Annotated in this window: 10 protein-coding genes and 1 other RNA gene; 6 read left to right on the plus strand and 5 right to left on the minus strand. The window is 63.8% G+C overall.

What is annotated here, in order from left to right:
* Nucleotides 1-84 precede the first annotated feature (84 nt).
* Together AU381_RS17220 and AU381_RS17225 are read left to right on the plus strand one after the other, a co-directional pair.
* A complete protein-coding gene (locus AU381_RS17220) occupies nucleotides 85-1,281 on the plus strand; it encodes an efflux RND transporter periplasmic adaptor subunit (RefSeq protein WP_064242957.1) in 1,197 nt (398 codons plus the stop codon).
* Entirely contained in the window at nucleotides 1,278-4,433 is a 3,156-nt protein-coding gene (locus tag AU381_RS17225; protein WP_064242958.1) for an efflux RND transporter permease subunit, read from the plus strand. Before AU381_RS17220 ends, AU381_RS17225 begins: the two co-directional genes overlap by 4 nt.
* A 34-nt stretch (nucleotides 4,434-4,467) precedes the next feature.
* On the opposite strand, the gene AU381_RS17230 is transcribed toward AU381_RS17225, so the two are convergent.
* The gene (locus AU381_RS17230) at nucleotides 4,468-4,908 is read right to left on the minus strand and encodes an anthrone oxygenase family protein (RefSeq protein ID WP_064242959.1); all 441 of its coding nucleotides are present in this window, start codon (nucleotides 4,906-4,908) and stop codon (nucleotides 4,468-4,470) included.
* A gap of 422 nt (nucleotides 4,909-5,330) precedes the next feature.
* On the opposite strand from AU381_RS17230, the gene AU381_RS17235 reads away from it, so the two are divergent.
* Together AU381_RS17235 and AU381_RS17240 are read left to right on the plus strand one after the other, a co-directional pair.
* Nucleotides 5,331-6,737, plus strand: coding sequence for an FAD-binding oxidoreductase (locus AU381_RS17235; RefSeq protein ID WP_064242960.1), 1,407 nt, complete (start codon nucleotides 5,331-5,333; stop codon nucleotides 6,735-6,737).
* Nucleotides 6,738-6,800: 63 nt separating this feature from the next.
* Nucleotides 6,801-10,544, plus strand: coding sequence for an AsmA family protein (locus AU381_RS17240; RefSeq protein ID WP_064242961.1), 3,744 nt, complete (start codon nucleotides 6,801-6,803; stop codon nucleotides 10,542-10,544).
* A gap of 129 nt (nucleotides 10,545-10,673) precedes the next feature.
* Here the strand turns inward: AU381_RS17240 and AU381_RS17245 are convergent, their stop codons facing one another.
* From AU381_RS17245 to ssrA, 4 genes are all read right to left on the minus strand, one after another.
* Nucleotides 10,674-10,904 (minus strand): ribbon-helix-helix domain-containing protein, encoded by a 231-nt coding sequence (locus AU381_RS17245; RefSeq protein WP_064242962.1) that lies wholly within the window; start codon nucleotides 10,902-10,904, stop codon nucleotides 10,674-10,676.
* A 97-nt stretch (nucleotides 10,905-11,001) separates the two neighbouring features.
* Nucleotides 11,002-11,229, minus strand: a complete 228-nt coding sequence (locus AU381_RS17250) for a DUF4169 family protein (protein ID WP_064242963.1) — start codon at nucleotides 11,227-11,229, stop codon at nucleotides 11,002-11,004.
* 15 nt (nucleotides 11,230-11,244) lie between these two features.
* Entirely contained in the window at nucleotides 11,245-11,763 is a 519-nt protein-coding gene (locus tag AU381_RS17255; protein ID WP_064242964.1) for an SspB family protein, read from the minus strand.
* A gap of 199 nt (nucleotides 11,764-11,962) precedes the next feature.
* Nucleotides 11,963-12,319, minus strand: a transfer-messenger RNA (tmRNA) gene (ssrA, locus tag AU381_RS17260).
* On the opposite strand from ssrA, the gene AU381_RS29795 reads away from it, so the two are divergent.
* A complete protein-coding gene (locus tag AU381_RS29795) occupies nucleotides 12,319-12,621 on the plus strand; it encodes a hypothetical protein (protein WP_064242965.1) in 303 nt (100 codons plus the stop codon). The two genes, ssrA and AU381_RS29795, sit on opposite strands and share 1 nt — an antisense overlap.
* Nucleotides 12,618-12,824, plus strand: a complete 207-nt coding sequence (locus tag AU381_RS30760; protein ID WP_082910106.1) for a hypothetical protein — start codon at nucleotides 12,618-12,620, stop codon at nucleotides 12,822-12,824. The genes AU381_RS29795 and AU381_RS30760 overlap by 4 nt, the downstream gene beginning before the upstream one ends.
* The last annotated feature ends 17 nt before the right edge of the window (nucleotides 12,825-12,841 follow it).

Genomic DNA, 12,841 nt, shown 5'->3' on the forward strand with positions numbered 1-12,841 from the left:
CCCAAATAACGATACTCTTGACAAATTCGGGACGCTCCGCCGGTACGCGCCGCGCTGGAGCGCGTATCTTATTCGGAGACATGAATGCGCTTCTTGAAGCAACTGGCGGTCAGCCTCGTCGTTCTCGTCGTCGGGGGCGCTGCCTGGGTGCGCTTTGCCCCCGGAGCGGGAGAAACTCTGGCGGCCATCGGTGTTTCGCATCCGCTGATCGATGCGCTGTCGGGATCGCAGAGTGGTGAAGGAACGGGTGGCGGACAGCGCAATGGCGGGCGCGGAGAGGGTGGTCGCGGCGGCTTCTCGGATGCGGCGCTCGTGGTCGTAAGGCCCGCTGAAAGCGCGATCGTCAACAACAGGCTGAACGCGATCGGCAACGGCGAGGCAATCCGTTCCGTCACCGTGACGCCGGCCTCCACGGGCAATCTTACGGAAATCCTGGTAAAATCGGGCGATCGCATCGAGGAAGGCCAGGTGATCGCGCGGCTTGACAGCGACGAGCAGATGATTGCCGCCGAGCACGCCCGGCTGACGCGCGACAGCGCCCGGGAGAAGGTCGAGCGCTACCGCAATCTCGGAACGGCCCGCGCGGTGACGGCGGTCGAGGTCCGCGATGCGGAGATCGCCATGCAGGCGGCCGAACTGGCGCTCAGAACGGCCGAGCTCGATCTCAGACGGCGCGACATCGTCGCACCGTCGAAAGGCATCGTCGGCATCATCACCGTCAATGTCGGCGACTACGTCACGACGTCTACGCCGATCGCGGTCGTTGACGACCGGTCGCAGATCCTCGTCGATTTCTGGGTGCCGGAGCGCTTTGCCAGCAGGATCTCCGTGGGGCAGCCGGTCACCGCGAATGCCGTAGCGCAGCCCGGCCGGCAGTTGGATGGTGCCATCCATGCGATCGACAACCGTCTCGACCAGGCAAGCCGGACGCTGAGGGTGCGGGCGCGGATCGAGAATCCGGACGACATGCTGCGCGCCGGCATGTCCTTCTCCGTTACAATGGCCTTCGACGGCGACCGATACCCGACCGTCGATCCGCTGGCGATCCAGTGGAGTTCGGAAGGTTCCTATATCTGGCGCGTCGACGGCGACAAGAGCGAACGGGTGCCGATCAAGATCATCCAGCGCAATCCGGACAAGGTGCTGGTCGAGGCAGAGATCGCCGAGGGCGACCGCATCGTGACGGAGGGCGTGCAGCGGTTGCGTGATGGCGGCGCTGTCCGCATCGCCGGCGAAACAAGCCCCGAACGCGAGCAGAAGGTGGCGGGGGACGCGCAATGAACATCGGGATTGGCGGTCACCCCGGCAGTTCGCCAGGCGGGCGGGGCGGAAAGACCGGCTTCACCGCACTCTTCATCCGCCGGCCGATCTTCGCGCTCGTCGTCAACATGCTGATCGTCGTCGCGGGTCTTGCCGCCTGGAACGGCATCGAAATCCGCGAGCTGCCGCAGGTCGACCAGCCGGTCATATCGGTCACGACGGAGTTCGAGGGCGCAGCGCCCGAGACGATCGACCGCGAGGTGACCTCGGTCATCGAAGGCGCGGTGTCACGCGTCCAGGGCATTAAGGGGATTTCCTCGTCATCGTCTTTCGGCCGCAGCCGCGTGACGCTCGAATTTTCCGACACCACCGACATCGGCCAGGCGGCAAACGATATCCGCGATGCGCTCGGCCGGATCACCGGCCAACTCCCGGATGACGCGGAGGAGCCGCGCATCGTCAAGGCCGATTCCGACAGCCAGCCGATCATGCGCCTGGCGCTGACCTCCGACACCATGTCGATGGAAGACATGACGCTGCTTGTCGAGAACGAGATCAGCGACCGTTTGGCGGCGGTCGAGGGCGTCGCCGATGTCACCGTCTACGGCGACCAGGAGAAGATTTTCCGCATCGACCTCAACCAGGCCAAGCTCGCCGGGCGCGGCGTCACCGTCGCCAACCTGCGCGAGGCGCTGGCCAATGCGTCCTACGACGTGCCGGCCGGGTCTCTGACGAGCGCCAGCCAGGACATTTCGGTGCGCGCGACGGCGGACCTGCAGACGCCCGAGCAGTTCGAGAACCTGATCCTCGGCAACAATGTCCGGCTTCGCGACGTGGCCACGGTGACGCTCGGCCCGGACACGGGGAGTTCGGCGCTCCGTTCCAACGGCCGCCAGGGCATCGGCCTCGGCATCATCCGCCAGGCGCAGTCGAACACGGTCGATATTTCCGAAGGCGTGCGCAAAGTGGTGGATACGATCTCCACCGACATCCTGCCGCCCGGCACCGAGCTCAAGATCACCAGCGACGATGCCGTGTTCATCAATGGCGCGATCCACGAGGTGGAGATTGCGCTCGTCGTCGCCGTCTTCATCGTCACGCTGGTGATCTATCTATTCCTGCTCGATTGGCGCGCGACTCTGGTCCCGACGATCAGCATGCCGATCGCCCTCATCGGAACGGTGGCGGCAATCTATCTCGCCGGTTTTTCGATCAACATCCTGACGCTGCTTGCGATCGTGCTGGCGACCGGCCTCGTCGTCGACGACGCGATCGTGGTGCTCGAGAACATCGTGCGACGACGGGCGGAGGGGCTGGGCCCCCGCGCGGCCGCGGTGCATGGCACGCTCGAGGTCTTCTTCGCCGTTCTGGCGACGACGGCGACGCTGGCGGCCGTCTTCGTGCCGCTCTCCTTCCTGCCCGGGCAGACCGGCGGCCTGTTCCGCGAGTTCGGCTTCGTGCTCGCCTTCTCGATCCTGCTGTCCTCCTTCGTCTCGCTGACGCTCTGCCCGATGCTCGCCTCGCGCATGCTGACCAGCGAGGCGCATGCGCATCAGGGCCCGATGGCGCGCTTCGGCCAGCGCGCCGCAGCCTTCTACCGCGTCACGCTCCGGGCCTGCCTCAATGCGCCGCTCGTCGTCTTCACCGTCGCCGCGTTCTTCACCGTGGCCGGGGCGGCGGGGTTCCTGACGCTGAAGTCGGAGCTGACGCCGAACGAGGACCGCTCGCAGGTGATGCTGAGGATCAACGCGCCGCAGGGCGTCTCACTCGAATATACGCAGGCGCAGATGCGCCGGATCGAGGACGGCCTGCAGCCGCTCGTCAAGGCAGGTGAGATCACCAACGTGTTCTCGATTTCCGGCCAGGGCGGTTCGGCCAATAGCGGCTTCATGGTGCTGACGCTCGCCCCCTGGGAACAGCGTGACCGGACCCAGCAGCAGATCGTCGCCGACATCAACAAGGTGACCGCCAAGGTTCCTTCGGTGCGCGCCTCCACCATCCAGGCCAACAGCCTCGGTATTCGAGGCGCGGGCAGCGGTCTCCAGGTGGCACTGGTCGGCAACGACTACACGAAACTCGGCGATGCGGCGGCGAAGCTCGTGCGGGCGATGGAAGATACCGGCCGCTTCGAAAACGTGCGGCTGAACTACGAGGCCAATCAGGCGCAGCTGTCCGTGACGATCGACCGCGAGCGCGCCTCCGACCTCGGCGTCGACATTAGTGCTCTTTCCTGGGCGATGCAGGCGATGCTCGACGGCAGCAGCGTCGTCGACATCTTCGTCGAGGGCGAGGCCTATCCGGTCAAGCTGCTCTCCTCGACGACGCCGCTCAACGACCCGACGGACCTCCAGAACATCTTCGTCAAGGCCGGCGACGGCCGGATCGTGCCCATGTCGTCGATAGCGACGATCGAGGAAAAGGCCGTTGCGCCGCAGCTTGCGCGCGAATCCCAGCTTCGCGCCGTCTCGCTCTCGGCCGGCTTGAAATCGGATCTGGCGCTGGGCGAGGCGCTGTCGATGGTCGAAGAAATGGCCGAGCCGCTGCTGCCGCCGGGGTCGCGGGTCATGCCGCTCGCCGAAGCCGCGACGCTTGACGAGAACGCCAGCGGCCTTTTCATCACCTTCGGCTTCGCGATCGTCATCATCTTCCTGGTGCTTGCGGCGCAGTTCGAAAGCTTCGTCAGCGGCATCATCATCATGTCGACGGTGCCGCTCGGCCTGGCCTGCGCCGTCTTTGCGATGATCATGACCGGCAACACGCTGAACATCTATAGCCAGATCGGTCTTGTCATGCTCGTCGGCATCATGGCGAAGAACGGCATCCTGGTCGTCGAATTCGCCAACCAGCTGCGCGACCGCGGTCAGGACGTGCGCAGCGCCATCGAGAACGCCGCCAATATCCGCTTGAGGCCGGTGATGATGACGATGATCGCGACGATCGTCGGCGCCGTGCCTTTGGTGCTGGCGAGCGGGGCAGGGGCGGAGGCGCGCATCGCTCTCGGCTGGGTGCTCGTCGGCGGTCTCGGGCTTGCTGTGATCGTGACCTTGTATCTGACCCCGGTTGCCTATCTCGTCATTGCCCGCTTCACCAGCCCGCACGCGGACGAGGAGCGCAAGCTGCGCGAGGAAATGGATGCGGTTGTGGTGCTCGAAGGGTCGCCAAAAGCCGGTTGAGGGGCGAGGCGGCTCCTGCGGCGACGACCTGACCTCAGCCGGGCATTCCGTCGAAAGCGGCAATCAGGTAGATCACCGCCGCGACGGCGCCAAGGGCGCTGCGCCCGGCGTGGAGCTTGCCCCAGCGCATGATGAGCTCGCGAGTCTCCTCGCTCGCCTGGTCGGGCGGCGTTGTTTCCAGCCGATTGTTGATCGGCATGATCAGCATGAGCGTATAGGGCCAGTTCAGGATGATCACGGCCGCCCCCAGGCCCCACAGCGGATTGCCGCTCTGCCACCAGGCGGCCGCGCCGAGGAGGCCGGATATGATCGCGAGGGAGGCCTGCATCTCGAAGCCGCGGCGATAGGCCGGTCCCCACTCCGCCAGCAAGGCGCGGTGGTCGAGACGAAGCCGCGCGGGCTGTTCTGCAACGTTGATATAGATGGCGGCCCCGAAGAAGACGGATGCCGTGAGCAAAGCGAGCAGGCCGAACATCAGACGTTCCCCCCGTTTCCAGACATGATACCCGAAGGGCACGCAAACAAAAGCTGCATTGTAGGCGGATGGCCGGCCTCCATTGCCCGCCCTGCGCGAGAGCTGCGGAGGCTGTGACAAGCCGGTATCAGCCCGGATGATTTGATGTGCGCGAACCGCATGGAATGACGTAACTTCTGGACAAACCGATTCCGATTTGCACAGTAGCGCCTTGAAATGAAAGCGCTTCGCCATCGGCGCTCGGCTGACCGGGTCGTCGCGATCACTCGTCGCTGGCCAGGAAGTACGGCGGGAGGCTTTCCGCATTCGCTCGACCGCATAATTCCTTAATTCGGCATCGAATTGAGGATAGATTGTGTGGGCGTTCATAACGTTGCGACGATCTGCGTTGTCAGGGCACGTCGCATGGGAAGGGACATGCCGTGGCGTTGAAAGCGATCAAGGCGGGATCGAGAAACGAGAGTGGGATCGCTGCGGCCAAGACACTCCTCGGCGGACGGTTCGGCGATCGGTTCCAGACCGGAGAGGCAATCCGGGCCCAGCACGCCAACACGACGACCTACATCCCGGCGCAGCTCCCGGACGCGGTCGTCTTTCCCGAAAGTGCTGCTGAAGTACGCGAGATCATCGAGGTCGCCTCGGCCCATCGCGTGCCGCTCATCGCCTTCGGCGCCGGCTCGTCGCTCGAAGGCCATGTCAATGCGCCTTATGGCGGGATATCGGTCGATCTGACGCGGATGAACCGTGTTCTTTCGGTCAATGCCGAGGACCTTGACTGCACGGTCGAGCCAGGCGTCACGCGTGAGGAATTGAACATCTATCTGCGCGACACGGGCCTCTTCTTCCCGATCGATCCGGGCGCGAACGCTTCGATCGGCGGGATGGCCTCGACGCGCGCCTCCGGCACCAATGCGGTGCGCTACGGCACCATGAAGGAGAACGTGCTTGCGGTCACTGCGGTCGTTGCCGGCGGGCGAGAGATCAGAACCGCGCAGCGAGCCCGCAAGTCCTCGGCCGGCTATGATCTGACGCGGCTGTTCGTCGGGGCGGAAGGAACCCTCGGCATCATCACCTCGATCACCCTGCGCCTGCAAGGCATCCCGGAGGTGATATCGGGCGGCGTCTGCCCGTTCCCGACGATCGCGGACGCCTGCAACGCGGTTATCCTGACGATCCAGTCCGGCATACCCGTTGCCCGCATCGAGCTCCTCGACGCAGTGCAAATGCAGGCCTGCAACGCTTATTCCGGACTGAACTATACCGAAACGCCGACGCTCTTCGTCGAATTTCACGGCAGCGCCGGGAGCGTCGAGCTGCAGTCGCGCCAGTTCGCCGAAATAGCGTCGGAATTCGGTTCTACAGGGTTTGTCTGGACCATTAATCCGGAAGAGCGGGCGCGCCTCTGGAGGGCCCGGCACAATGCCTACTGGGCGCAGAAGAGCCTCAAGCCCGGGGCCGCCATCCTGGCGACCGATGTCTGCGTGCCGATTTCGCGTCTCGCCGACTGCGTCGCGGCGACACACGAGGATATTGCTGCGCATGGGTTGATCGCGCCGATCGTCGGCCATGCGGGCGACGGCAATTTCCACGTCGGCGTGCTGTTCGACGACAAGGATCCTGCCGATGTGGCGCGGGTCGAGGCCTTCGTCGAACGGCTGAATGGCCGGGCACTGTCGATGGATGGTACTTGTACGGGAGAGCACGGCATCGGACAGGGCAAGATGCCGTTCCTGGAGGCCGAGCTCGGGGGGGCGGTCGATCTGATGCGGCAGATCAAGCATTCGCTCGACCCGGACAACATCTTCAACCCAGGCAAGATTTTCACGTGATCCCGGCGCATCGGATGAAACTCGCAAGAGGGGCGCGAACGGAACAGATGGGAATGTGACACGGTGCTGGCGCGAATCTTCGTAATCATCGGCGGCCTGTTGGTTGTCGCGCTCTTCGTGGCGCTGATCGCACCATTGTTCATAAACTGGACCGATTTCCGCACCGATTTCGAGCGTGAGGCGAGCCGCATAATGGGCAAGCCCGTGGTCGTGCACGGAAGCGTCGATGCGCGGCTCATTCCCTTCCCGACGGTGACGCTCAACGACGTGCGCGTCGGGGCCGAAGACGGCGGCGAGCCGTTGATCCAGGTCGCCCAGTTCTCGATGAGTGCCGAGCTCGCACCCTTTTTGAGCGGCGAGGCGCTGATCTTCGACATGCGCCTCGACCGGCCGAAGGCGAGACTTAGGCTACAGCCGGACGGCACGCTCGATTGGGCGCGCGGCCCCAGCGCGGTGATCCCGGCCAACACCGTGGTGCTGGAAAATGTCGAGATCGCCGACGGCGAGATCGAATTCGTCGACGAGCAGACCGGGCGATCGCGCCGCGTCAGTGACCTTTCGGCCGATGTCTCGGCGCGTTCGCTGGCGGGGCCTTGGAAGGTCGAGGGCCGCGCGGCGCTCGATGGTGAGGCGGGCAGCTTCTCCTTGATGAGCAATGCGGTAGACGAGGAGGGAGCGCTAAGCCTTCGGGCGCGGCTGACGCCGGACGAGCGACCCTTCGGCGTCGAGCTCGACGGTGAACTCAAGGTCGTCGATTTCAAACCGGTCTATGCGGGTCGGTTCACGCTGACGGAAAATCGGCCGACCGACGAGGTCAGGGCCGGTGGCGCGCTGCGCATCAATGGCGAGTTCCAACTCACCAATGAAAGCATCCGTGTGCCCGAATATCACTTCGAGGTCGGTCCGCCGGACGACCCCTATATCGTCACCGGCGAGGCAACGCTCGACACCGGCAAGGAGCAGAAATTCCTGTTGATCGCCGACGGGCAGCAGATCGACGTCAGCCGCATCGGCAATTCCGGCCGGGGCGGCAAGACCGGTCGCGACCCGGCAGTTTCCCTGCGGCAGCGGGTGGAAACGATGATGGCGATTGCGGCGGATATTCCCATACCGCAGGTGCCGGGCCGTGCAAGCCTGAAACTTCCCGCGATCGTGATCGGCGACACCACCGTGCGGGACATACGTCTCGATGTCAGACCCGACGGCGCCGGCTGGATCGTCGACAACGCGGTTGCGCTCTTGCCCGGCCGCACGCAGCTCGAAGCCAAGGGGCGGCTGAACCTCAAGGGACAGCGCGCCTTTCGCGGCGACATCGTCGTAGCCTCCAACCAACCATCGGGGCTCGCCAACTGGCTGGCCGGCTCGGTCGATCCCGCCATCCGCAAGCTGAAGACGGCGGGCTTTGCCGCGACGGTCAATCTTACCGACACACTGCAGCAATTCGAAAAGCTCGAAGTGGCGGCCGGCCCGGCGACGCTCAAGGGAAGGCTGGAGCGCCAATCCTTTGCCGAGCAGCAGCCCTCGCTGTCGCTGCAGCTCAGGGGCAACCGCATCGATCTGGAGGCGCTGCAGGCGCTGGCCGGTCTCGTCGCCGGAGATGCTTCGACCGCAACCTTGCTCAACCACGCCATCGCCGCCGAACTTTCCGCCGAGACGTTCTCCGCCTTCGGCGAGAAGGCGCAGGACGTGCAGGCGGTCCTGACGGTCAAGAACGGCCAGCTGCAGGCCGAGCGGGTGGCAATCGGTGATCTTTCGGGCGCCCAGCTCGCTTTTTCCGGTCGCATGAGCGGCGGCTTCGAGAAGCCTGTGATTTCGGCGAAGATGAAGCTCGCCGCAGAAGAATTGACGCCATTCCTGGCACTCGTCGGACGACACACGATCGCCCACCCGGCCTTGGCGCGGCTGATCAAGGCCGGGCCCTACTATTCCGGCGCGGCCCTCGACATGACGTTGACGGCGGGCAGCAACGAGGGGAACGCGCCCTTTACCTTCGGGGTGATCGGCACCGCCAATGGCGGCAAGATAGCCGCCAGCTACCAGGCGCCGGACGTTGCCCAGGCCCTTGCCGGCAAAGGCATCCTGCTGGAAGCAACGCTTGAGAATCCGCAGACCCCCGTTCTTCTCGGCCAAGCCGGACTCGACCCGCTGCCGTTCGACGCGGATGCCAACGGTATTCTCGCCGTCAAGCTGCAGAGCACGGAGGGTTCCCAGGCGAATGGTTCGCTGACCTTCACGACCGAGAAGACGCAGATCGCCGCCAAGGGTACCGTCGATCTTTCGCGCGATCATTATCTCGAAGGGCAGGGCAAGCTGACGTTGCAGACGGAGGATTTCGAGCCCTACCTGTTGCTCCAAGGCATTGCATTGCCGCAGATGGGCAGCGGCCTGCCGGTGAAGCTGTCGGCAGACATCACTGCCGATCCGGAGAAGATCGCTTTCTCGGCCATCGAAGGCAGGGCCGATCAGAATGGATTTGCAGGGGCTCTGACGATCGACCGCAAGGCTCGGGCCATGGCACGAGGCGAACTGGCGCTCGATACGATCGATCTCGGCTGGCTGGGCGAGGGGATAGTCGGACAGGTCTATGACACTACGGCCGGCGGATTGTCGATGGCTCCGGTGGCACAACCGGCCTGGACGGGCCTCGATGTCGCGCTCGACGTCACGGCAAAGCGCTTTTGGCCTGGCCTCTATGGAGACGTTACCGGCTTCAGCGGAAAGCTCGAATGGAAGGGCGACGAGCTTTCCTTGACCGACGCGGCGGGAGATTGGTTGGGTGGCAAGCTCGCGGGGCGGCTGCAGGTCGGCAACGCAAACGGCTCGGGTTTCCTTCGCTCGCGGTTCGACCTGAAGGGCGGCGATCTGGCTGCGGCCGGATGGGCGCGGCAGAACGGGCCCGTGGCGACCGGTCGTTTCGACCTTTCCGTCGCGATGGAAGCCTCCGGTGGCACGCCGAAGGCAATGGCAAGTTCGATCAGCGGTTCGGGAACGGCGACCTTCAATGGCGTGACCCTCAACGGCATCAACACGGCGGCGCTGCCGCAGCTGATGGCGGCGGCCGATGCAATGAAAACGGAGATTTCGGCGGATGCCGTCCGCAAAGCTGCTGGAGAAGTCCTCTTCAGCGGGCAATCGGTCGTCGGTGCGGTCAAGGTGCCCTTCAGCATCGCGGGCGGAACGGTCAGAGCGCAGAACGTGACGGCGGCGGACGGCAACGCTGCCTTCTCCGGAGAAGTCTCCTTCGACCTTCCGGCCGAACGCATGAGCGGCGCGATCGATCTTACCTTCCGGCCCGGCGAAGAGGCTCTTGCCGGGGCTGAACCGCGCGTGCGTTTCGGTTATGCGGGGCTCCTTGCGGCGCCGGGTGTCAGCGTGGACGTTACAGACCTTGCCAATTTCCTGTCGCTTCGTGCTTACGAACGCGAGCGCCGTCGGGTGGAAACGCTGCAGGCGAACGTACTTGAAAAACAGCGCCTGCGCCGAGAAGTCGCGCTTTACAAGGCGCGAGCTGTCGAGCGCGAGCTCCAGCGGCGGCGGACGATAATCGAAGAACGCCGGCGCCAGGCCGCGGCGGTGGAAGCGGCGCGGATGAGGGCCGAGGCCATGGCGCGGGCAGCCGCCGGGCGCCGGGCGGCCGAGGAGGAGCGCCAGCGCTTGCTGCAGCTTCCGCCGCGCGCTACGCAGCCTCAAGGGCCGCCGGTGCAGGATGTTCAGCGAAACGCACCGCCGCCTCCCGGGCAGAACGCGGGCCCGCCAGCGGGGCAGGGGCTGAACTTCGACATGCTGCCCGACATCACCGTGCGGTAGGACGAGAAATCGCCTGCAGCGCCGTGCGTCTTATCAGACGCGCAAAGGTCGCTGTAGTACTTTGAAATCTGCATGTTTTTATCCTTGAATCGGCTCCGCTTTAAGGAAACATGCAGTAGTTGCTGGCGCTCAAAGGGAGTCCGCGGCTTTTGCCTGAGCCTTGACCCAGGCAAGCACGTAAAGCCGTAATGCGGAAGACAGGTTTCCCTCGGGGCTTCGTCCGTCGTCGATTTCCGCGATCAATCGCGCCAGCGGCATGCCGCGGCGTTTGGCGATCGACTTCAACTCCTGCCAAAACGGCTCCTCAAGCGTGAAACTGGTGCGGTGTCCGTGCAGCGTCGCCGAATGCTTGGCGATCATTCCCTGGCCTCACAAATCGATTCAGCGCGTTGGCAATCCGATTCCGGAATCGCTCTCAAGTCCTTGTGTGGGAATCGCATTTCCGCCGGCGGGGGGCTCAGGCCTCTTCCCCGTCCTCGGCAGACCGGTCTGGGATTCCGGGCCGTGCCCCCTCCAATCGGCCGTGGTCAAGCGCCTTCGTTGCCTTTTCGTTCAAGGCCGTTGTCAGGGACTTTTCCGTTTTCGTTCGGCCGAAGGAGATCCGGTTCTGTTCGGCCTGCTTCTCCCGCTCGGTTCGGGCCTGACGCTTGCGGAATTGACGCAGGTTGACGACGTCGCCGGTCATGACCACGCTCCAGGGTCAGTTCTTCTTGCGGAAAGAATCGAGCGAGACGACCGAGCCGCCGCCGCCCTTCGGGCCGTCGCCCGGCTTTTCCGGGCTTTTCTGCGAAAGCGTCTCGTCGGCTTCGCTGACCGGATAGGCGGTGATCTCTGCCGACTCCGATTCGTCTTCCTCGCCGGCCGCTACATCGAACTCGAGCTCGAAATTCACGGATGGATCGTAGAAACCGCGGACAGCATTAAAGGGAATCACCAGCTTCTCCGGCGTGTCGGAGAAGGAGAGGCCGATTTCGAAACCGGTCTCGGAGACCTTCAGGTCCCAGAACTGATGCTGGACGACGATCGTCATCTGTTCCGGGTACTTCGCCTTGAGATGCTGCGACAGGCGCACGCCGGGAGCCCCGGTCAGGAAGGTGATGAAGAAATGGTGGTCACCAGGCAAATGACCGGTAGCGGCAACTTCCGTCAGGACCTTGCGGATGACGCCGCGAAGCGCGTCCTGCGCTAGAATGTCGTAGCGGATGTGGTCCTGGCCCATGTGATCCCCGTCTTTCTTCAAACTCACTTTACCGCATGATGGCTCGGATCGAAATCGCGTTTCATACAGCAATTCAAGGCCCTATTCGGGCTGCCGGCGTTGAGACGCTTGCCCCTCGCCAATGTCTCGTCTCATTGCCCGTCCAATCGGACGAGTCAATTACCGAGGCATCTATAGACCATTTCAGCACGGGGGAGAAGGTGAAGGCTTCTGTTGCCAGGTGCCTTCGGACCCCGCCTTACGGTGCTACCCGGAAGGACTTGATTTGAAGTGCCGCACCGCCGTTAGGCAGCGAGACGTGCTTCAGCATAGTTGTCGTTTGCAACTATAAGTTTAGCCCGATAACGGTGGTACAATGCCGAGCAAAAAGTCGATCTTTACGCCCTTGTCGATCCTATTTCGCCCCCATCAAAAGCCGGTCAACCGACCGGTTTTTGGTGGAGGCGCCGGGTACCGCCCCCGGGTCCAATGGGTTTATTGCATCGCCCGTTTATTGCCATAGCCGCCCGAAGACGGCTCTTGTCATATAGGTCTTTCCGGTGCCCAAGAAAAGGGGTGGAAGAAGCGAAAAAAGGCGCCGACGCTGTCGGCTTTTCCATGATCTTCCCGAGTGAGGCATTCGTCGCCGGCAGTGTTTTGTCGAGGCGTCAGACCGATCTCGCCCGTCTTCACTCTTCTCAGCTCTACGTTCTCTTCAGAAGCTGCCGCAACTGGACGGGAATGTTTCCGCGCTTGCTTCAATTCCGCGAGGCCGCGGCATTCTCGGAACATTCGCTGCCGGCCCCGGTTAACAACGGAGACCGGCCAGAACACCGCTGGCGCGGCAGGATCGGCAGGAACGGAAGGGCACTCCGATGACATCTTCCAAACACCCGAAAACACAACGGCCGAGCGACAAGGACCTCAAACAGGATCCTGGAATCGGTCAGTCCAGAGGCATTCGCCGACCGTCGGATCACGAAAGCCTCAAGCGAGACAACACGATCGAAGGCGATGTGGCGAACGACCCGACGCCCCAGGGCGGCGCGGACCCCGGCCACCGGGGTCGAACGAACAAATGAGCAATCAGGAGATCCGA

Source organism: Sinorhizobium glycinis (assembly GCF_001651865.1).
GTDB classification, from domain to species: domain Bacteria; phylum Pseudomonadota; class Alphaproteobacteria; order Rhizobiales; family Rhizobiaceae; genus Sinorhizobium; species Sinorhizobium glycinis.

What these genes read in the sequence shown, in the direction of transcription:
- AU381_RS17220 (WP_064242957.1), top strand. Translation starts at nt 85, where the DNA reads ATGCGCTTCTTGAAGCAACTGGCGGTCAGCCTCGTCGTTCTCGTCGTC.
- AU381_RS17225 (WP_064242958.1), top strand. Translation starts at nt 1,278, where the DNA reads ATGAACATCGGGATTGGCGGTCACCCCGGCAGTTCGCCAGGCGGGCGG.
- AU381_RS17230 (WP_064242959.1), bottom strand. Translation starts at nt 4,908, where the DNA reads ATGTTCGGCCTGCTCGCTTTGCTCACGGCATCCGTCTTCTTCGGGGCC.
- AU381_RS17245 (WP_064242962.1), bottom strand. Translation starts at nt 10,904, where the DNA reads ATGATCGCCAAGCATTCGGCGACGCTGCACGGACACCGCACCAGTTTC.
- AU381_RS17250 (WP_064242963.1), bottom strand. Translation starts at nt 11,229, where the DNA reads ATGACCGGCGACGTCGTCAACCTGCGTCAATTCCGCAAGCGTCAGGCC.
- AU381_RS17255 (WP_064242964.1), bottom strand. Translation starts at nt 11,763, where the DNA reads ATGGGCCAGGACCACATCCGCTACGACATTCTAGCGCAGGACGCGCTT.
- AU381_RS30760 (WP_082910106.1), top strand. Translation starts at nt 12,618, where the DNA reads ATGACATCTTCCAAACACCCGAAAACACAACGGCCGAGCGACAAGGAC.